Origin of the sequence: Pseudomonas sp. MSSRFD41 (assembly GCF_014230245.1) — a bacterium.
Taxonomy (GTDB): domain Bacteria; phylum Pseudomonadota; class Gammaproteobacteria; order Pseudomonadales; family Pseudomonadaceae; genus Aquipseudomonas; species Aquipseudomonas piscis.
On the sequence record NZ_JACKZK010000008.1, the window covers coordinates 41759 to 61630 of the forward strand.

At 63.1% G+C, this 19872-nt stretch carries 15 protein-coding genes; 10 read left to right on the plus strand and 5 right to left on the minus strand.

The annotated features are described in order from the left end of the window. The first annotated feature begins 105 nt into the window (after positions 1-105). The 4 genes from H7A76_RS14245 to H7A76_RS14260 are packed head-to-tail and all read left to right on the plus strand — an operon-like array spanning position 106 to position 2169. Positions 106-786: a Fe2+-dependent dioxygenase gene (locus H7A76_RS14245; protein ID WP_185699080.1), complete on the plus strand. Its 681-nt coding sequence runs from the start codon at positions 106-108 to the stop codon at positions 784-786. Positions 787-789: 3 nt separating this feature from the next. Further along, positions 790-1575: a tetratricopeptide repeat protein gene (locus H7A76_RS14250; protein WP_185699081.1), complete on the plus strand. Its 786-nt coding sequence runs from the start codon at positions 790-792 to the stop codon at positions 1573-1575. 55 nt (positions 1576-1630) lie between these two features. Further along, the gene (locus H7A76_RS14255; protein ID WP_085596340.1) at positions 1631-1894 is read left to right on the plus strand and encodes a CopG family ribbon-helix-helix protein; all 264 of its coding nucleotides are present in this window, start codon (positions 1631-1633) and stop codon (positions 1892-1894) included. Next, positions 1891-2169 carry a type II toxin-antitoxin system RelE/ParE family toxin gene (locus tag H7A76_RS14260; RefSeq protein WP_185699082.1) on the plus strand — a complete coding sequence of 93 codons (279 nt, stop codon included), beginning with the start codon at positions 1891-1893 and terminating at the stop codon, positions 2167-2169. The genes H7A76_RS14255 and H7A76_RS14260 overlap by 4 nt, the downstream gene beginning before the upstream one ends. A 69-nt stretch (positions 2170-2238) precedes the next feature. Here the strand turns inward: H7A76_RS14260 and H7A76_RS14265 are convergent, their stop codons facing one another. The 5 genes from H7A76_RS14265 to H7A76_RS14285 all read right to left on the minus strand — a co-directional run bounded on the left by H7A76_RS14265 (position 2239) and on the right by H7A76_RS14285 (position 7525). Then, on the minus strand, positions 2239-3402 hold the full coding sequence (locus tag H7A76_RS14265; RefSeq protein WP_185699083.1) for a type III PLP-dependent enzyme: 1164 nt from the start codon (positions 3400-3402) through the stop codon (positions 2239-2241). 653 nt (positions 3403-4055) lie between these two features. Continuing rightward, entirely contained in the window at positions 4056-5213 is a 1158-nt protein-coding gene (locus H7A76_RS14270) for a betaine/proline/choline family ABC transporter ATP-binding protein (protein ID WP_185699084.1), read from the minus strand. Next, complete coding sequence (locus H7A76_RS14275) at positions 5210-5878, minus strand: ABC transporter permease (RefSeq protein ID WP_185699085.1); 669 nt, start codon at positions 5876-5878, stop codon at positions 5210-5212. The genes H7A76_RS14270 and H7A76_RS14275 overlap by 4 nt, the downstream gene beginning before the upstream one ends. Before the next feature lie 12 nt (positions 5879-5890). Further along, positions 5891-6784 (minus strand): glycine betaine ABC transporter substrate-binding protein, encoded by an 894-nt coding sequence (locus H7A76_RS14280; RefSeq protein ID WP_185699086.1) that lies wholly within the window; start codon positions 6782-6784, stop codon positions 5891-5893. 24 nt (positions 6785-6808) lie between these two features. Then, the gene (locus H7A76_RS14285; RefSeq protein ID WP_185699087.1) at positions 6809-7525 is read right to left on the minus strand and encodes an ABC transporter permease; all 717 of its coding nucleotides are present in this window, start codon (positions 7523-7525) and stop codon (positions 6809-6811) included. Between the two features lie 455 nt (positions 7526-7980). Here H7A76_RS14285 and H7A76_RS14290 point away from each other — a divergent pair, with 455 nt between their 5' ends. The 6 genes from H7A76_RS14290 to sbnA all read left to right on the plus strand — a co-directional run bounded on the left by H7A76_RS14290 (position 7981) and on the right by sbnA (position 19855). Continuing rightward, on the plus strand, positions 7981-9564 hold the full coding sequence (locus tag H7A76_RS14290) for a peptide chain release factor 3 (protein WP_185699088.1): 1584 nt from the start codon (positions 7981-7983) through the stop codon (positions 9562-9564). Between the two features lie 665 nt (positions 9565-10229). Beyond that, positions 10230-11228, plus strand: a complete 999-nt coding sequence (locus H7A76_RS14295; RefSeq protein WP_260497978.1) for an ATP-binding cassette domain-containing protein — start codon at positions 10230-10232, stop codon at positions 11226-11228. Next, positions 11225-12016, plus strand: a complete 792-nt coding sequence (locus H7A76_RS14300) for an ABC transporter permease (protein ID WP_185699090.1) — start codon at positions 11225-11227, stop codon at positions 12014-12016. Before H7A76_RS14295 ends, H7A76_RS14300 begins: the two co-directional genes overlap by 4 nt. After that, positions 12016-12798 (plus strand): ABC transporter permease, encoded by a 783-nt coding sequence (locus H7A76_RS14305; protein ID WP_185699091.1) that lies wholly within the window; start codon positions 12016-12018, stop codon positions 12796-12798. The genes H7A76_RS14300 and H7A76_RS14305 overlap by 1 nt, the downstream gene beginning before the upstream one ends. Before the next feature lie 42 nt (positions 12799-12840). Then, a complete protein-coding gene (locus H7A76_RS14310) occupies positions 12841-18936 on the plus strand; it encodes a non-ribosomal peptide synthetase (protein ID WP_185699092.1) in 6096 nt (2031 codons plus the stop codon). Next, positions 18902-19855: a 2,3-diaminopropionate biosynthesis protein SbnA gene (gene sbnA / locus H7A76_RS14315; RefSeq protein WP_185699093.1), complete on the plus strand. Its 954-nt coding sequence runs from the start codon at positions 18902-18904 to the stop codon at positions 19853-19855. Before H7A76_RS14310 ends, sbnA begins: the two co-directional genes overlap by 35 nt. Positions 19856-19872 lie beyond the last annotated feature (17 nt).

Consider the following 19872-nt stretch of genomic DNA (forward strand, 5'->3'; position numbering starts at 1 on the left):
ACAATTTATCTTTACGGTTTTTGCATTCCCATCCGTCCCGGGCGTTTTACACAGTCAATAAGAATCAATACCATTGCCGCACTTTCGGCTTCCAGGTACCTGGCCATGTTGCTGCACATCCCCGGCGTGTTCACCCGTGATGAGGTAGGGCGCATCCGCCGAGCCCTGGAGCAGGCGGATTGGGCGGACGGCAAGATCACCGCCGGCTACCAGTCGGCCAAGGCCAAGCACAACCTGCAACTGCCCGAGGGCCATCCGCTGGCCCGGGAGATCGGCGAGGCGATGCTCGAACGGTTATGGCAGAACCCGCTGTTCATGTCCGCCGCCTTGCCGCACAAGGTGTTCCCGCCGCTGTTCAACTGCTACACCGCAGGTGGCAGTTTCGACTTCCATATCGACAATGCCGTGCGCCAGCCCAAGGGCAGCGCCGAGCGGGTGCGCACCGACCTGTCCTCGACCCTGTTCTTCAGCGACCCGGAGGACTACGACGGCGGTGAGCTGGAGATCCAGGACACCTACGGTGTGCAGCGGGTCAAGCTGCCGGCCGGCGACCTGGTGCTGTACCCCGGCACCAGCCTGCACAAGGTCAACCCGGTGACCCGGGGCGCCCGCTACGCTTCGTTCTTCTGGACCCAGAGCCTGGTGCGCGAAGACAGCCAGCGGGCGCTGTTGTTCGAGATGGACGGGGCGATCCAGGAGCTGACCCGGGACCTGCCCGAACACCCATCGCTGATCCGCCTGACCGGCACCTATCACAACCTGCTGCGCCGCTGGGTCGAGGTCTAGGCCATGGCTTTTCGACTGCGCCGCGAGGAAAGCCTCGATGGCGGGCAACTGAGCGCCATGCTCGAAGAGAGCCCGGCCCGCGCCGCCCAGGCGATCCTGCTGGCCGCTGGCGAAGGCCTGGTGGACGCCCAGGCGCTGCTGGGGCAGATCCTGCTCGATGGTCGCGGCATCGAGCAGGACCAGGCCCTGGCCCTGCGCTGGTTCGGCATCGCCGCCCAGCGCGGGCACCTGATGGCGCGCAACATGCTCGGCCGTTGTCATGAACACGGCTGGGGCTGCCCGGCGGACCCAGGCGTCGCTGCCGAGCATTACCGCCAGGCCGCGGCAGCCGACCTGGACTGGGGTCTGTACAACTACGCCAACCTGCTGGCCACCGGTCGTGGCGTGCCCCAGGACCACGGTCGGGCCCTGGCCTGCTACCAGCGCGCCGCGCAACTGGGCCATGCCAAGTCGATGAACTTGCTGGGGCGTTATCTGGAAGAGGGGCTGGTTTGCCCGGCCGATCCCCAGGCGGCTCGGGATTGGTATCGTCGCTCGGCCGAGGGCGGTGACTTTCGTGGGCAGTTCAGTTACGCCGCGGTGCTGGCCGAGGCCGGGCGTGTTGGCGAAGCGGTGGAGTGGCTGCAACGGGCCCTGGTCGGCGGCAACCTGAATTTCCTCCGGGTGGCCCGTGGCGCACTGCTTGATGCCCGCCATCCCGAGATCCGCCAGTTGGCCCTGGCCTATCACCAGCGTGCGGCGCAACTGGGTGATGAGCGGGATGCCGAGCGGCTGGCTGCCTTGATATAAATCACCATGATTCAAAGCTAATCGCTTTCAATCATTCTGATGCAGGTCTTGCCTCATGCCCGCGACAAAAGTGCTGACTGCACATATTCCTTTGGATCTGGCCAACAAGGTTGACCAGTTGGCCTCGCGCCTGGAGCGTTCGCGTGCTTGGATCGTCAAGCAGGCGCTGGTTGCCTGGGTAGACCAGGAGGAGGAGCGTCGGCGCCTGACTCTTGAGGCCCTGGCTGATGTGGATGCCGGTAGGGTTATCGATCACCAGGCTGTGCAGGCCTGGGCGCAGAGCTTGTCGGGTGATAGTCCTCTGCCGCTGCCGAAATGAGACAGCTGGATTGGACGAGCAAGGCGCTTTCCGAGCTGGCCCGTCTTTTCGAGTTTCTTGCCCAGGTCAATCGCTCCTCTGCCGCACTGACTGTCCAATCCCTGGTACAGGCCCCCGACACTCTTCTACATAACCCTCGATTGGGAGAGCAGTTGGAAGAGTTCAGGCCACGGGATGTGCGACGTCTGCTGGTGGGGCGCTATGAGATGCGTTACGAGATTCAAGGCATGACCTTGTCCATCCTGCGTATCTGGCACGTCAGGGAAGATCGGTAAGCGCAGCCCACAAAAAAGCCCATGACTGCTCATGGGCTTTTACTTGCAGCTAAGCGCTTGCCGCTGCCTTTATACGTAATACGACTTCAGCGGTGGGAAGCCGTTGAACTCCACGGCGCTGTAGCTGGTGGTGTAGGCACCGGTGGAGAGCCAGTACAGGCGGTCGCCGATGGCCAGGTTCAGCGGCAGGCCGTACTTGTAGTTCTCGTACATGATGTCGGCGCTGTCGCAGGTCGGGCCGGCAATCACCACTTCTTCCACTTCGCCTTTCTTCTCGGTCCAGATCGGGAACTTGATGGACTCGTCCATGGTTTCGATCAGGCCGGAGAACTTGCCCACGTCGGTGTATACCCAGCGTTCCACGGCGGTGCGCGACTTGCGCGCCACCAGCACCACTTCGCTGACCAGGATGCCGGCGTTGGCGATCAGCGAACGACCCGGCTCGAGGATGATTTCCGGCAGGTCGTCGCCGAAGTCTTCCTTGAGGAAGCGGATGATTTCCTCGGCGTAGGTTTCCAGGCTGTTGGTGCGGGTGATGTAGTTGGCCGGGAAGCCACCGCCCATGTTGATCAGCTTCAGTTCGATGCCGTCTTCTTCTTTAAGGCGCTCGAAAATCACCTTGACCTTGGCGATGGCCGCGTCCCAGACGCTGATGTCGCGCTGCTGGGAACCGACGTGGAACGACACGCCGTAAGGCACCAGGCCCAGGTCGCGGGCCAGGATCAAGAGGTCCATGGCCATGTCGGTCTGGCAGCCGAACTTGCGCGACAGCGGCCAGTCGGCGGTGGTGGAGCCTTCGGTGAGGATGCGCACGTAGACCTTGGAGCCCGGGGCGGCCTTGGCGATGTTGCGCAGGTCGGCTTCGGAGTCGGTGGCATACAGGCGCACGCCCTTCTCGTAGAAGTAGCGGATGTCCTTGGACTTCTTGATGGTGTTGCCGTAGCTGATGTTGGCTGGGTTGACGCCGCGGCCCAGCACCTTGTCCAGCTCGTAGATCGAGGCGATGTCGAAGCTCGAGCCTTTTTTGTGCAGCAGGTCGATGATCTCCACGGCCGGGTTGGCCTTGACCGCGTAGTAGACCTTGGCGAATTCGAACCCGGCGCGCAGGTCGTCGTAGGCCTGGGCGATCATCTGGGTATCGATCATCACGAACGGGGTTTCTTTCTGGTCGGCGAACGCCTTCATTTTCTGAAAGGTTTCGCGCGCGAAATAGTCTTCGACGTTAATCGACATGCGTTGGGAGCTCCTGATGGCAAACGTTGGTAATCAATGGGTGCATATGAACGTCCTCCGTATCCCCACTTTGGTTCGCCTACTTCCCAAGGCATGTCGCCGAAAGCAAAAAGGCCATGGGAAATCTGCCCTTGGCCTTGCTGTCTCGTCGTCAGTACTTGAGCCGGATGGATCGTTTCCAGCATGGACGTTCGGCGCGAACTTTAGGCGGTGAGGGGGCTGAGATCAACAAAAAATGTCGCGTTTTTGCACTTGTCTGACGTGCGTTGTCGGCCTGTCCTTTTGTAGCCGACACAGATGACGGGCCGATGTTCCCGAAGAATTCCCGAGTGTTAAAAATACCTGCACGTTCGCGGCTTTTGCGCGCCAACTGGCGATGAACTGCCGAAGGCGCCAACATCGGCGACGTTAGCGGCGAGAGGGCGGTGCAAGGGGGATTTTGGCTGTTTTGGGGCAGGTCGCCGGACAGCCGTCACCGGCGCGGCTGTTGATCTTTTTTTTCGGCGCGTGAAAGGGCCGGAAAACCTTGTGGCGAGGGCGCTTGCTCCCGCCAGCCTGCGCAGCAGTCCCACTTTTCTTGCAAAGAGGGGTCGCTCCACGGCCCGGCCCGGACAGTCGCCCTCGCCACAGGTTGGTTTTTGATCATTTATTGATCAGGCACTCACGGCCTCGGCCGGGGAGACGATGTTGGTCTTCATCCCGCGGGAGCGTCCCGAACTCAGATAGGCGGCGATGGACTCCTGGGTCACCTCGCCGAGGAACACCCTTTCGGCGTCCAGCACCGGCAGCCACGAGCGATTGAACTCGTACATGCGCGACAGCAGGATGCGCAAGTGCTCGTCATAGGCGGCGGTGGCGTTGAACTGGCGCAGGAACTGGCCGCAGGTGCCGCCCTGGCGGTGCAGGTCGCGTCGGCGCACGTAGCCCAGGGCCTTGTTCTGGACGCAGGTCACCACCACGTAGCGCCGGTCGTGCTCGTCCATCAGTTCCAGGGCCTCGGCCACCGGGGTGTCCGGGCTCACCGACGGCGCGTTGTCGGCCGCATCTTCGGCCTTGACCAGCAGCAGGCGCTTGAGGGTGCTGTCCTGGCCGACGAAGTGGCTGACGAAATCGTCCGCCGGATGGGCCAGCAGGGTGTCCGGGTGGTCGATCTGCAGCAGTTTGCCGGCGCGGAAGATGGCGATCTTGTCGCCCAGCTTGATGGCCTCGTCGATGTCGTGGCTGACCATGATCACGGTCTTGTTCAGCGCCCGCTGCATCTCGAAGAACTCGTTCTGGATCATCTCGCGGTTGATCGGGTCCACCGCGCCGAAGGGTTCGTCCATCAGCAGCAGCGGGGCCTCGGCGGCCAGGGCGCGGATCACCCCGATCCGCTGTTGCTGGCCGCCGGACAGCTCGCGTGGGTAGCGATGCAGGTACTGCTTGGGTTCGAGCTTGATCATGCTCATCAGCTCGCGGGCGCGGTCGTGGCACTTGTGCTTGTCCCAGCCCAGCAGGCGCGGCACCACGGTGATGTTTTCCTCGATGGTCATGTTGGGAAACAGGCCGATCTGCTGGATCACGTAGCCGATGTTGCGGCGCAGGGTCACTTCGTCCAGGCCGGTGGTGTCCTCGCCGTTGATCAGCACCTTGCCCGAGGTGGGCATGATCAGGCGGTTGATCATCTTCAGCGTGGTGCTCTTGCCGCAGCCGGAGGGGCCGAGGAATACGCAGATCTCGCCTTCGTTGACGGTCAGGCTGACCGAGTCGACGGCTTTGACATCCTTGCCGTTGCTGCGGAAGGTCTTGCTCAGGTTCTGTAGTTCGATCATTTCAGGGCTCCTAGTGGGCTCAATCCTTTTGGCGTCAGCGAACGTTGCAGCCATTGCAGAAGCAGGTCGGCCACGATGGCCAGGAGGCTGACCAGCACGGCGCCGACGATCAGCATCGACATGTCGCTGCGGCTGATGGAGGCCAGGATCAGCACCCCCAGGCCGCCGGCGCCGATGGTGGCGGCGATGGTCATGACGCCGATGTTCATCACCACCGCGGTGCGTACCCCGGCGAGGATCACCGGCACCGCGATCGGCAACTCGACCATGCGCAGGCGCTGGCCGAAGGTCATGCCGATGCCCCGGGCGGCCTCGCGGATGCCCGGTTCGACGCCGGTCAGCGCCAGGTAGGTGTTGCGCATGATCGGCAACAGGGAATAAAGGAACACCGCGGTAATGGCCGGCAGCGGCCCCAGGCCCTGGCCGAACGTGGAGTAGAACGGCAGCAGCAGGCCGAACAGGGCGATGGACGGGATGGTCAGCAGCACCGTGGCGCTGGCCTGCAAGGGGCCGGCGAGGCTGGGGAAGCGGGTCATCAGCACGCCCAGGGGCACGCCAAAGACGATGGCCAGGGTGACGGCGATGCCCACCAGGGTGATGTGCTGCCAGGTCAGGTGCAGGACCTGGGCCCAATCGAGATGGGAAAAGGCGTTGAAAAACTCCATGTCTTCTCCTCTTTAGTTGAGCGGGTGCCGGCGCAGGAAATCTGCGGCGACGGCGGAGGGGCTTTCATGGTCGACGTCGACCCGCGCGTTCAGCTGGCGCATGGTTTCGTCGTCGAACAGCGCCGCCAGCGGCTCGAGTTCGGCGGCCAGTTGCGGGTGGGCGTCGAGGTAGGCCTGGCGCACCACGGGAGCGGCGGTGTAGTCCGGGAAGTAGTGCTTGTCGTCCTCCAGCAACTTGAGCTTGAAGGCGCTGAGGCGTCCGTCGGTGGTGTAGACCAGGCCGGCAAACACCTGGCCATTGCGCAGGGCGGTGTAGACCAGGCCGGCGTCCATCTGCCGGGTGTTCTTGCGGGTCAGGGCCATGTCATACAGCTTGACCATCCCGGCCATGCCGTCGGAACGGTTGGCGAACTCGGTGTCCAGGGCCACCAGGCGGTTTTCCCGGGTGTTTTCGGCCAGGGCCCGGGTCAGGTCGCTGATGCTGTTGATCCGTGGATGTTCCTTGGCCACGTTTTCCGGCAGCGCCAGGGCGTAGGTGTTGCTGAACTTGGACGGCGACAACCAGACCAGGCCTTTTTTCGCGTCGAGTGCTTTCACCCGGGCGTAGGACTGCTGCTTGTCGAGCTTCTCGTCGATGTGGTTGTAGGCCACCAGCGACACCCCGGTGTATTCCCAGATCAGGTCCAGTTGGCCGCTTTCCTGGGCGCTGCGCGCCAGGTTGCTGCCCAGGCCGCCGATGACGCGGGTGTCGTAGCCCTTGCTGCGCAGGTACTGGGAGGTGATTTCCGCCAGCAGGGTCTGTTCGGTGAAGACCCGGGCGCCGATGCGGATCAGCGGTTTTTCCGCGGCGTGGGCCAGTGCGCTGAAAAGCAGGACGCAGCCGAGTATCAGGCTCAATTTCTTCATGTCGGTTCCTTGTCTCTGACGGGCTTAGGACGGGCGCAGGCCGCGTTCCAGCCAGAGGCGGTTGGCCAGGGTCACCAGGCCGTCCAGAAGCAGCGCCAGCAAGGCGGTGCAGGCGGCGCCGAGCAGCAGCTGCGGCTGGTTGTTCAGGGCGATGCCGGGGAAGATCAGGCTGCCCAGGCTGTTGGCGCCGATCAGGAAGGCCAGGGGCGCGGTGCCGACGTTGATCGCCAGGGCTACCCGCACGCCGCCGACGATGATCGGCACGGCATTGGGTAATTCGACTTTCCACAGCACCTGGCGCGGGGTCATGCCGATGCCGGTGGCGGCTTCCTTGAGCGAGCCCTGGACGTTCTTCAGGCCTTCATAGGTGTTGCGCACGATGGGTAGCAGGGAGGCCAGGAACAGGGCGAAGATCGCCGGCCCGCTGCCGATGCCGAGGACCCCGAGGGCAATGGCCAGGACGGCCAGGGGAGGGATGGTGTTACCGATGTTGAACACTTGCATGAAGCGTTCGGCGCGCCTGGCCATGGCGGGGCGGCTGAGGAGGATGCCGGCGGGAATGCCGACCAGCAGGGCGGCGCACATGGACGCCAGGACCAGGAACAGATGAGCTTGCAGGTAGAACAGTAGATCGTCGCGGTAGTGTTCGATCGTCTTGATGCCGATCCAGTGGACCAGCAGGGCCAGGAGGGCAATGACCGCACCCCCTCCTATCAGCCCTTTGCCATAGCGAATAGCCACGGGCGGACTCCTTCTTCTTATCGGTCGGCGGGCGCTTTCCCCTGTGGCAGGGCCGTGGCCGACTGCCGGGAAGTCCCCGCGAAAAGCAGTTCGTCGAGTGCCGGCAGGGCGGCGGCGAACGAACCATGAGCGCAGCTTCGTCAAGCTAACTTGCTGATATTCCAGGCTTCTGACGAGCGCCTGGCAGGGAAGTGGACGTCTCCACCTTTTAAAAGGTTCCATAGTCGGCGGCGTTTGGCCAGCCTTGGGGCGCGAGGGTGTGATTGGGAGTGTGGAATCTAACGGGTTCCAGAGTGATGGCCGGATTACGAACGCTGCGCGCCCGGTCGCAGCCTGCGCTGGCGCTTGACAGCGGCTACGGGGCTACAGGGGATGGCGGGGCCGGACGGTGGTTCGGGGAGGCTGCTTTGCGCTATACTCGCCGCCCTTTTTTGATCACCGCCAGGCGATTTCCCATGACCCAACAGGCCGCCGAAGTCGCGAAACGCCGCACCTTCGCCATCATTTCCCACCCGGATGCCGGTAAGACCACCATCACCGAGAAGCTGTTGCTGATGGGCAAGGCCATTGCGGTGGCGGGTACCGTCAAGTCGCGTAAGTCCGACCGCCATGCCACCTCCGACTGGATGGAGATGGAGAAGCAACGCGGTATCTCCATCACCACCTCGGTGATGCAGTTCCCCTATCGCGAGCACATGATCAACCTGCTCGACACCCCCGGCCACGAAGACTTCTCGGAAGACACCTACCGCACCCTGACCGCGGTGGACTCGGCGCTGATGGTGCTCGACGGCGGCAAGGGCGTAGAGCCGCGGACCATCGCCCTGATGGACGTCTGCCGCCTGCGGGATACGCCGATCGTCAGCTTCATCAACAAGCTGGACCGCGACATCCGCGACCCGATCGAGCTGCTGGACGAAATCGAGGCGGTCCTGAAGATCAAGGCCGCGCCGATCACCTGGCCGATCGGTTGCTACCGCGATTTCAAGGGCGTGTACCACCTGGCGGGTGACTACATCATCGTCTACACCCCGGGCCACGGCCACGAGCGCACCGAGACCAAGATCATCGAGAAGCTCGACTCCGCCGAAGCCCGCGCCCACCTGGGCGACGAGTACGAGCGTTTCCTCGAGCAGCTGGAGCTGGTGCAGGGCGCCTGCCACGAGTTCGACCAGCAGGAGTTCCTCGACGGCCAGCTGACCCCGGTGTTCTTCGGCACCGCCCTGGGCAACTTCGGCGTCGACCATGTGCTCGACGCCGTGGTGGACTGGGCGCCGCTGCCGCTGCCACGGGCAGCCAACGAGCGCAGCGTGGCGCCCCAGGAAGAGAAGTTCTCGGGCTTCATCTTCAAGATCCAGGCGAACATGGACCCCAAGCACCGCGACCGCATCGCCTTCATGCGCATCTGCTCGGGCAAGTACGAGAAGGGCATGAAGATGCGCCACGTGCGCACCGGCAAGGACGTGCGCATCGGCGACGCCCTGACCTTCTTCTCCTCCGAGCGTGAGCAACTGGAAGAAGCCTATGCCGGCGACATCATCGGCCTGCACAACCACGGCACCATCCAGATCGGCGACACCTTCAGCGAAGGCGAGGCCCTGGGCTTCACCGGGATCCCGCACTTCGCCCCGGAACTGTTCCGTCGCGTGCGCCTCAAGGACCCGCTCAAGTCCAAGCAGCTGCGCCAGGGCCTGCAACAGCTGGCCGAAGAGGGCGCGACCCAGGTGTTCTTCCCCGAGCGTAGCAACGACATCATCCTCGGCGCCGTCGGTGTGCTGCAGTTCGATGTGGTGGCCAGCCGCCTGAAGGAAGAATACAAGGTCGAATGCGCCTACGAGCCGATCACCGTGTGGTCCGCCCGCTGGATCAGCTGCGACGACAAGAAGAAGCTGGAGGAGTTTTCCAACAAGGCGGTGGAGAACCTGGCCCTGGACGGCGGCGGTCACCTGACCTACCTGGCGCCGACCCGGGTCAACCTGGCGTTGATGGAAGAGCGCTGGCCGGACGTGAAATTCCGGGCAACGCGTGAGCATCACTAAGCGCTGAGCCTTATGCCTGAAGCCCCGCTGCGAAAGCCGCGGGGCTTTTTATTGATGCGCCCGGCATGGCGCGTGGCGCGTCGGCGCAACCAGCTTGGTTGTGGTGACCATGCTGGTGACTTGGAGGTGAGCGTCCCCTATATCAGGGACAGGGCGGCAGCGCCGGCGATGATGACTCGGCCACTGATGAACCGGATTCCGACGATTCGGATCAAGGTGACAGCGATACGTGAGCTGTAGGCGGCTTTTTTTCCTGCGCCTCCCACGGGTTGCACAGGAAGGAGGGGCGCCGACCTTTTAGACGCATTCAATTCATTGTTTTATAAGAACTTTATTTAAGTGTTTGGCTTCTTTCCGTAGCTTTGCTCTTCTTTTGCGACTAAACCTCTTTTGCCCTCGACCCCTTATTCGCCGGTCACTGGTTTTATCGGCGAAACGGGCGGCGAGTGGCGCTGTTATGGTCGTGCGGCGGGCGTTGAATACTTTTTGCAACCCTTGGCCAACGACTTTCTGGTTCGGGAGATTGAAAAAATAAATTTGAATTGATGTTTCTTGACCACGCCGAAGAGTGCGTGATATTCAAGCGCACGTTGAAACTATATGCGCAATGGATAGCTCATTTTTTCAGGGTCTGATAAGCAATGGACTGCATAAGTGTTAATAATTTGTCGAAGGCTTATCGAATCAAAGAGCGCTCGGAAGGGGCTCTCGGTTGGCTGAAAGATCTCGTTCTTCCCAAGACGTCCGAAAAGATCGCCGTTGACGATATTTCATTCACCGTCAGGCAAGGTGAAGTCGTCGGTTTTCTCGGTCCCAATGGCGCGGGAAAGACAACGACCTTGAAGATGCTGTCCGGGCTACTTCATCCAACGGCCGGACAAATTTCGGTCTTGGGCCATACGCCGCGGACGCGCAACAAAGAATTCCTCAAGTCTATTTCCCTGATCATGGGACAGCGCCAGCAATTGATCTGGGATCTGCCGGCAATGGAAACCTTCCGGCTGAACCAGAAGATATTCGAAATCTCTGATGAACAGTTCAAGCGGGTCTATGGCTACCTGGACGAGCTGCTGCAAGTCTCGAAACTGGCGAAGGCCCCTGTGCGAACCCTGTCGCTCGGCGAAAAGATGAAATGCGAGCTCGTCGCCTCGCTGCTTCATGATCCCAAGGTGCTTTTCCTGGACGAGCCGACCATCGGGCTGGATGTCGGGGTCCAGAAAACGGTGCGCTCCTTTATTCGGGAGTACAGCCGCGAGCGGAATGTCAGCGTGCTGCTGACATCGCATTACATGCAGGACATCGAGGCCCTGTGCGAGCGGGTCATCGTCGTGTCGGACGGCAAGGTTTCGTTCGACGACTCCCTGGAATCACTGCGCAGGCGCATGTCCGATCACCGTATCATCACGGTGGAGCTGTCCGAGGCCGTCGCGGCTTCCGCGCTGGCCGGCTATGGCCTGGTGCGCTCGGCGGACGGCTTCGTCCACGAGCTGACGGTGCCGGCGGCGGAGGTGGTTGCCGTTTGCTCGCGAGTGCTGTCGGAGCAGCCGGTGGTGGACATCTCCATCAGCGATCCGCCCATCGAAGAAGCATTGCTGAAGCTGTTCGTGAACTCGCAGGCTGAGGTCGCCGCGCGTATCGACGGCTCCGGGAAGTGTGTCGCATGAGCCGGCCCTTCCTGAAGGTCGCGGGGGTCGCCCGCACCGCCATCCGCCGCAAGGTCGCCCATCGCGCCGAACTGTTCGTGCTGGTGCTGGCATCCCTTGTGCCGCTGTTCATGATGGTCATCTGGATGGGGATTGCGAAGGATGCCGCCCTGGAGGGTTTCACCCCCGCCAAGTTCGCGGCCTACTTCGCGCTCGTGTTCCTGATCGGAGAAATCGTATCCAGCACCGCCGCCGAAGAGGTGGAAAACGATATTCACTCGGGCGATATCGGAAGTTTTCTCCTGAAGCCATTCAACATTGGTCTTTATTACTTCTTGAGTGAGTTGGCTTCGGCACTCGTCAGGGTAATACCCATCTTTTTCCTTGTGGCGGGCGTCTTTTTATTTTCCCAGGCAGGCAACTACGTGAAGTTGGCTTATCTGCTGCCCGCATTGTTGGGAATTGCCCTGGGCTTCGCCATCAACTATCTACTTTATTTTATCGGGGGATTGGCGGCGTTCTGGTCGGACCAGGCAAGTTCATTCGATTTGGTGCTGACTTATATGTTGACGTTGTTCGGCGGAGTATTGGCGCCTCTTTCGCTTTATCCAGGCTGGATGCAATCGATCCTGCAATGGTCGCCATTTCCCTACATCATCAATTTCCCCATCAAGATCATCATGGGTGAACTCAGTCATCAGCAACTGTTGAACGGTTTGATGTTCCAGTTGGCATTGGTGCTGTTCTTGTCTTTGCTGGCCCGACTGATCTGGAGCCGGGGCGTAAGACACTATTCGGTGTTCGGCTGATGAAAACGTTCAGCGCTGTCAAAGCGCTTTTGTCCGCCAGGTTGCGTGCGAACCTGAAAGACCGCATGCCGGTGTTTTCAAGTTTGCTCAATACGGCCCTGCTGGCATTGTCCGTCTATGTGGTGATCGAAGTATTCTTCGGCAATGTCGATGATATCGGCGGATGGAACAAGGAGCAGTCCGTCGTCCTGTACGGTGCCTTCATCCTGATTCGTTCCTTTGTGCAGATGGTCGTCTTGCCGAACTGCGAGGCGGCGTCGAAATTGATCATCAGCAAGTCCATCGACACGTACCTGTCCAAACCCATCGATATCCAGACCATCCTGGCCTTCGGCCAGTTGCGCCTCTGGCACATCTTCGGTGTGGTGCTGGGACTGGGGCTGATGCTGGGTGGCAGTCATGCCCAAGGGCAACTGACGGTGGCTTCCGTGAGCGCTTTCGTCGTGTTCTTGACGCTGTCATGCGCATTGGTGCATGCCGTCTGGTTCAGCATCGCCAGCCTGGCGTTCTGGACCCAGAAGACCGGCAACATCTCCCATCTGCTGTTCATGTTCCTGACCACGGGCCGTTTCCCGTCCGGTGCTTATCCGGAGTGGATCCAGATCGTGATCATGACGATAGTGCCGGTCTTTTTCATCATGGAGGTGCCGGCGCAATCCGCGTTGGGGATGACGACAGGCGCGACGCTGCTCGGAGCACTGGCGGCCACCGCCGGTTTTGCATTGCTGTCACGGTTGCTTTGGCACTGGGGGGTCAAGAAGTATCTTCGGGAAGGATCCTGATAGACCAAGCGACTGAAATCCAAACCATAAGACATGGATGATATGGAACATTTTCTGGATTTGTTCACTGAGCAGGTTCGGCGGTTTCCGCTCGCCACTGCAGCGTCCGACGGACAGGACCGCCTGAGCTACCGCGAACTCGACGAAATCACCGATGGCTTCGCCCGCATGCTCGGCGCTGCCTCAGTCAAGCGGGGCGATATCGTCGCCATTGGCCTGGAGCGTGGCCTCGGCTTTCTGGTGTCGATGATAGGCCTGTTCAAGGTCGGCGCCGCCTATCTGCCCCTCGACCGTGCGTTGCCCCTGGACCGGCGCGCCTACATGCTGGAGCAATGCGCGTGCCGGTGGCTGATCCAGGAGCCTGACGGCCAGGCGCAATTCGACGGTGTCGCTTCCCTGCGGATGCCGGAGCGGTTCGAGGGCATGGCCGGAGGGGCGGCCCCCGAGCGGGTTGTCCTGGCGGACGACAGCCTTGCCTATGTCATCTTTACCTCCGGCTCGACCGGCATGCCCAAAGGGGCGATGGTGCACCATGGCGGCATGGTCAATCACCTGTTGGCCAAGGTGGAAGACCTGGACATGCGCAGGACGCCCAATGTCGCGCAGACGGCGCCGCAGAGTTTCGACATCTCGGTCTGGCAGTTCCTCGCCCCACTGGTCTGCGCAGGGCGTACTGCCATCCTGACGCGGGCGGAGTTCCTGGACCTGGAGCGGCTCGGCTCGCGAATCGTGCAGGATGAGATCGACATTCTGCAGGTCGTCCCCAGCCACCTGTTGGCCATCCTCGATGCCATTGTCACCGACAGCGACAATTCACGGTTCGACCGGCTCGCGTGCCTGGTGGCCACCGGCGAAGTGCTACCGGTGTCGCTGGCCCGCCGCTGGCTGGCGATCAAGCCCCACGTTCCTTTGGTCAACGCCTACGGGCCGACCGAGTGCAGCGACGACGTCACGCATCAGGTCATCGTCCAGATGCCCCGCGCCGATCAGGCCATTCCGATCGGCCGGGCCGTGCGCGGCGTTCGCCTGACCGTACGTGACGCCGACCGGCGCGTACTGCCTGTCGGCGAGACGGGGGAACTGTACGTCGAGGGCATTGCCGTGGGGCTGGGCTATATCGGTCGGCCCGACCTCACCGAAAAGGCGTTCGTTACCCTCGACGGCGGACGTGCCTACAAGACGGGCGACCTGGCCAGTTGCGACAGCGAGGGCGTCTTTCACTATCACGGCCGCACCGACGATCAGGTCAAGGTGCGGGGGCACCGGATCGAGCTGAGCGAGGTGGAGTTCGGCATCCGGCGGCTGGCGCAGGTCAAGCAGGCGGCCGTGGTACTCAACACGGCCCAGGGGCGTGCGTTCCTGACCGCCTTCATCGTCGTGCACGACGGCGCGTCGGCAGATCCCGAGCCGTTGCGCCTGCAACTGCGCGAGCATCTGCCGGAGCACATGATCCCGTCCGAGTTCCGGGTCGTGCCGTGTCTGCCGGAGACGCCCAACGGCAAGATCGACAAGAAGCGGCTCGCGGCCATTGCCAACGACACGCCGTCGGCTGTCGTTTCGCCGGCCGCCGCAGAGAAGGACGCCAGGGACGGCCGCGAGCTGCTCGATGTATGGCGCGAGCTGTTGCGCAACCCGGCCCTGCAGCCCGCCGATGACGTATTCAGGCAAGGCGCGGACTCCATCCTCGCGCTACAGTTCATCGCCCGGGCGAAGGCGCTCGGCCATGTCTTCACGCTGGGGGATGTGTTTCGCAACCCGACCGCCGCAGGTCTGCTCAAGGCCGTCCGAGCCAAGGATTCGGCGCCGCTTCCGAGCGGCGCAGGCCGACAGTGTGAAGCGGAGCAGGCCGAGGCCCTTTCGCGCCTGTCTCCTGCCCAGCGGGGGATCTTCGTGCAATCCCTGCGTGCCAGGCACCGCAACACCTATGTCCTTCAATATTCCTTCCGCATGACATTGCCGGATGCCGGTAAGTCGCTGGAAGCCGGTTGGCGCAAGGTGCACGAGCGTCACGAGCTGCTGCGCAGCGCATTCGTTCTCGGGGCGTCCGGCCAGCCGGTCAGGCGGGTCGTTCCGGACGCCCCCTTGAGCTGGACGGACACGGACCTGTCGTCCATGGACGAGCCAGGGCAACGCAACCGCCTCGAGGCGTTCCTGGACGAAGACCGGCAGGCCGGCTTTGCGCTGGACCGGCCGGCGCTCTACCGGCTGCACCTGTTCAGCCTGGGCGGCGCCGATTATCAGTTCGTCCTCAGCGCGCACCATCTGATCATGGACGGTGCCTCGGTGTTTCCCTTGATGAGCGAGGCCCTCGGCGCAGTGCCTGCCTCCGTCGATGCCTACGCAAGCTACATCGCCGATCAGGAGAAATTCCGGCTCGGGGAACAGGATCGGTCGCTCTGGGCCGAACTGCTGGAACCTGTCCGGGCAGCGACACTCGTTTCCGACGGTTTGGCCGAACCCTCGCTGGCCCCAGTGCGGCATGCGTGTTTCCAGAAGCGCCTGCCTGCCGAGCTGGTGCAGGCCATCGGCGAGATCGGCCTGCGTGCCGGCACCACTGTGTCGGCGGTCGCGGCCACGGCCTGGGCCATGGCGCTCAATGCCGCATGCGGCGGTCAGGATCAACTGTTCGGCATGATCGTCTCGGGCAGGGCGGAAACGGGCGTGGGGCTGAACGACGTCGGCATGTACGCCAATACGCTGCCGCTGCCGGTCACGCTGCATCCGTCCGGGCGGCCTGAAGCCAACCTGCAGCAGGTCGCCCGACGCATCGCCCGGCTGCTGCGGTTCGAGTCGGCGTCGATGAGCGAGGTGCTTGCCGGCACCCGGGCGCGCCTGGGTCACGAGGCGTTCGATACGGCGTTGAACGTCGAGACCCTGGCGGACTGGACGGCGCTCGAAGGTGCCGGCACCGGCGTGGCCCGGGTGGAACTCACCCACGTGACGGACCTCACCGAGTTCCCGTTCGCGGTCGAGGTGCTCGGCAGCGCCGACGGAATCACCGTGGATTTCATCCGGGACCCTGAGCGGGTGTCGGAGGCGCGGGCCGCGGAATTGTCCGAACAGTTCCTCAGCGCGCTCGCCTACCTCTGCCATGCCGACGAACCGCTGGAGCGTTGGCAGGGTTGGAAGGGCCAGCCGGCCAGCGTCGGCGCGCCGTCCGTTGCCGGGGCGCAGCCCGAGCCCGAGCGTGTGCGCAGCTCTTTCGACGAGACGGTGCTCGCCGCCGTGAGCGACATCCTGGGGGATGGCAGCCTGGCGCTGCACCACAACTTTTTCTCCCGCGGCGGCGACTCGATCAGTGCCCTCCAGTTGATTGCGCGGCTGAGGCGGGAGGCGTTGGTGGTCGACCTTGACCGGATCTTCGCCAGCCGGTCGCTCGCCGACATCGCCCAAGCCGTCCGTTGCCTGGACGGCCGCCACGACGCGACGCGCCATGCGCCGACCGGGCCAACCGCTCTGGTGCCTGTGCAGCGATGGTTCGCCGAGCAGGTTTGGGCCAACGCCGATCACTGGTGCCTGGGCACCGCCATCGAGATCCGTCGGTCGCTGCGGATGGATGACCTGGCCTCGGCGACCCGGACGGTGCTGGAACGCTATCCGGTCCTGGGCGCGCGGTTCAACGCCGCCGATGGCTATGCGCAGACGATTCCCGAGTCTCCTGTCCATGTGCCGGCCTGCTGCACGGCGGTGACGCTGGACGATGGGGTCGAGCGATCGCAGGACGTGATCCGGGAGACCTTGAACCGCACCATGGCAAGCCTGGACCTGGCCGCGGGCGACCTGTTCCGTACCGTGCTGTTCCGCACGCCGGAGGGCGCCGCCGACCTCCTGGTGGTGCTGGCCCACCACCTTGTCGTGGATGCCGTGTCCCTGCGCATCCTGGTCGAGGACATCCTGCACGTCTGCGCGGGCGGCAACGTCCCTGCGCAAGCCACACCGATGCGCCATTGGGCGCAGCAGCTGGCGGGCGAGGGGCAGTCCTTGAGCGATGAAATCCTGGCGCAGACCGCCTACTGGTCGTCGGTGGTCGGCGCCATTCCGGCGTCGATGCCTTTCGAGCCGCACCGGCAAGCCTGCGGACGCATCCGCACGGTATCGGGCGGGCTGAGCCTCGAGGCCACCAGCGCATTGCTGCGGGATGTGCCGGCGGCCTACGACACCCGCATCAACGACATTCTGGTTTCGGCGCTGGTGCGGGCCTTCTCCGGCTGGCGGGGCAAGGCCGACCTGGCGATCAACCTCGAAGGGCATGGACGCGAGGGTGTCCTGGAGGGCGTCGACATCTCCCGTACGGTGGGATGGTTCACGTCGGTGTTTCCCGTCTGCCTGCATGATCCCCAGGACGGCCCGGCCAGCCTGATCCAGCAAACCAAGCGCACGCTGGCGCAGATTCCGCAACGGGGCATCGGCTACGGGATGCTGCGTTACCTGCGCAAGGAAGCCGCGGTCATTCCTCCCGTGGAGCCCATGGTGCAGTTCAACTACCTGGGGCAATGGGACAACGTGTCCTTCGACGACCCGGACGTGTCGATGCCGTCGGCCGCGATCCTGAGCCTCATCGACCAAGCGTCGGTCGATCCGCGCAACAGGCGCCAGCATGCACTGGAAATCGAAGCGCGGATCGTCCAGGGGCGCCTGGAGACCGATTGGCACTTCGACGAGGGGGTCGTGTCGTCCGGCGAGGCGCAGGCGTTCGTCCAGCGCTATTGCGCCGCGCTGAACGCACTCATCGACCACTGTCGCTCGGGCGTCATGGTGCGCGCGCCGTCCGACTATCCCGATGCCGACCTGACGGCGGACGAACTCAAGGGGCTGATCGACACGGCGGGGGCGGTGCCGACGGAGATCTACCCCTTGTCCGCCAGCCAAAAGGGAATCCTGTTCCAGCACCTGGTCAGTGACGACGATGTCTACATCCTGCAATACGTCCTGGACATCGCCGGTGAGATCGACCCGGCGCTGCTGGAAGCGGCGTGGCGGGTGGTGGCCGGGCGTCATCCGATCCTTCGCAGCGGCTTCTGCTGGGACGCGGTCGCCGGACCGGTGCAGTACGTTTTGCAGAGCGACAGGAGCGTCTGGTCCAGCGTGGCGGGCAGCACCGACCCTGCGGCGCTCGAACGCCTGATGGCCAGCGAGCGCTCGCACGGCTTCGATCTCGGGACGCCGGCGCTGACGCGCTTCGCATTGCTGTCCGACGGAGGGCAGGCCCACAGGCTGATCTGGACCTACCACCACATCCTGATGGACGGCTGGTGCGTGGCCAGAGTCATCAAAGAGCTTTTTGGCGCTTACGATCAGCTGGTCAGGGGCGACCGCCCTGAGCCGGCCTTTGGCCGCGTCTACCGCGACTACATCCAATGGCTGACCCGACAAGGCCCCCGGGAACACCGCCCCTTCTGGAAGGGCTACCTGACGGGCGTCAGGCCCTGCCTCTACTCGAGCCCGGTCGCCTACCGGCCTGCCGGGCACGACGCCCGTCACGTCCACCGCTTCACGCTAGGGCGCGACCTGTCGCGTCGCATCGAAGGTTTCTGCACGGAGCACGGAGTGACCGTCGCCGTCGCCTTCCAGTGGATCTGGGCACAGGTTCTCGCACAGGGCACGGGCAACCTCACGCCGGTCTTCGGCTGGGCGATATCCGGCAGGCCCGCTGACCTTGAGGGCGCCGAACAGATCATCGGGCTCATGACATCGGTCGTGCCCTGCAAGGTCGATGTCGCCGCGCCGCTGTCCGGAGCGGGCATTCGCGGGCTGCAGCGCAGCAACGCCGCCTTGCAGGAAGAGGGGCATGTCTCCATGAGCCACTTCAAGGCAGCGGCTGGCCTGACTCAGGAGGAGGAACTCTTCAATACGGTCCTGGTGATCGAGAACTTCGAGCTTCAGGACAACCTGCCGGCGGGCGAGCGCTACCGGGTGAACCGTCTGGAATGGGTCGAGCGCTCTGAGTTTCCTCTGGTGCTGGGCGTGATCCCTTCGGACGACGTCCTGATCGAACTCAACTTCGACCGCGAAAGATTTTGCGTTGCGCAAATGGCCGATCTTCAGGAAAGGATTGTTCTTGAAGCCGACCGACTGTCTTCTCTTGGAAATGGATACCTGGAGCATGATGCAAGTTTACGGTGCGAATCAGTGTCATAAGTTGGAACGCTTCATCGGCGACGTACCGGTCTACCTGAAGATCGAAGGACTGAATCCGGCAGGCTCCATAAAGCTCAAGACGGCGGTGTCCTTGATCGAGGAAAGCGAAAGGCTGGGGTTTCTTTCGCCGGGGAGAAAGGTCATCGAGTCCAGTTCGGGGAATCTGGGCATCGCGCTGGCGATCATCTGTGCGCAGCGCGGCTACCCGTTCACCTGCGTGACGGATCCCAATGTCAATCAGGTGAGCGTCAATCTGATGCGGGCGTATGGCGCACAGGTGATCGTCTGCGACACCCGTGACGGCAACGGCGGTTTCCTCGGGGCGCGGATCGCCCTGATCAAGGACATGATCCGGAAGGATCCGGCGTACTTCTGGACCAACCAGTACGCGAACCCGGCCAATCCGCTGGCCCATTACAACCTCACCGCCCCCGAAGTGCTGCAGTCGCGCCCGGACTGCAAGTGGCTCTTCGTGGGGGCGGGCACGACCGGAACGCTGACCGGGTGCGCGCGCTACCTGCGGGACAAGGCGCCCGGCGTGAAGCTCGTCGCCGTCGATACCGTCGGTTCGATCAACTTTCAGGATGTGCCGCAAAAACGCCTGATCCCCGGGCTGGGCACCAGCCGGCGCCCGGAGATCCTGGACCGCGGGCTGATCGAGCACATCGAGTTCGTCGATGAAGTCGAAACGATCCGCATGTGCCGCAGCGTCGCGCAGGACTATGGCCTGCTGCTCGGCGGCTCCACCGGAACCGTGCTGGCGGCGGTCAAGCGCCTGGGCGCGCAGATTCCGGCGGGTGAGGAAGTGGTCGTCATTAGCCCGGACATGGGTGAGCGCTACCTGGAGACGATCTACTCGGACAAATGGTGTGACGCCAACTTCGGCGACCGGCTGTACCAGCATGCCCTGGTCGGCTGACGCCGCCTTGAGGACGC

Excerpts from the sequence above, each read along its gene's own strand:
- H7A76_RS14270 (WP_185699084.1), bottom strand. The coding sequence starts at position 5,213 with ATGATCGAACTACAGAACCTGAGCAAGACCTTCCGCAGCAACGGCAAG.
- H7A76_RS14310 (WP_185699092.1), top strand. The coding sequence starts at position 12,841 with ATGGAACATTTTCTGGATTTGTTCACTGAGCAGGTTCGGCGGTTTCCG.
- H7A76_RS14265 (WP_185699083.1), bottom strand. The coding sequence starts at position 3,402 with ATGTCGATTAACGTCGAAGACTATTTCGCGCGCGAAACCTTTCAGAAA.
- sbnA (WP_185699093.1), top strand. The coding sequence starts at position 18,902 with ATGATGCAAGTTTACGGTGCGAATCAGTGTCATAAGTTGGAACGCTTC.
- H7A76_RS14250 (WP_185699081.1), top strand. The coding sequence starts at position 790 with ATGGCTTTTCGACTGCGCCGCGAGGAAAGCCTCGATGGCGGGCAACTG.
- H7A76_RS14305 (WP_185699091.1), top strand. The coding sequence starts at position 12,016 with ATGAAAACGTTCAGCGCTGTCAAAGCGCTTTTGTCCGCCAGGTTGCGT.
- H7A76_RS14290 (WP_185699088.1), top strand. The coding sequence starts at position 7,981 with ATGACCCAACAGGCCGCCGAAGTCGCGAAACGCCGCACCTTCGCCATC.
- H7A76_RS14300 (WP_185699090.1), top strand. The coding sequence starts at position 11,225 with ATGAGCCGGCCCTTCCTGAAGGTCGCGGGGGTCGCCCGCACCGCCATC.
- H7A76_RS14245 (WP_185699080.1), top strand. The coding sequence starts at position 106 with ATGTTGCTGCACATCCCCGGCGTGTTCACCCGTGATGAGGTAGGGCGC.
- H7A76_RS14255 (WP_085596340.1), top strand. The coding sequence starts at position 1,631 with ATGCCCGCGACAAAAGTGCTGACTGCACATATTCCTTTGGATCTGGCC.
- H7A76_RS14260 (WP_185699082.1), top strand. The coding sequence starts at position 1,891 with ATGAGACAGCTGGATTGGACGAGCAAGGCGCTTTCCGAGCTGGCCCGT.
- H7A76_RS14275 (WP_185699085.1), bottom strand. The coding sequence starts at position 5,878 with ATGGAGTTTTTCAACGCCTTTTCCCATCTCGATTGGGCCCAGGTCCTG.
- H7A76_RS14280 (WP_185699086.1), bottom strand. The coding sequence starts at position 6,784 with ATGAAGAAATTGAGCCTGATACTCGGCTGCGTCCTGCTTTTCAGCGCA.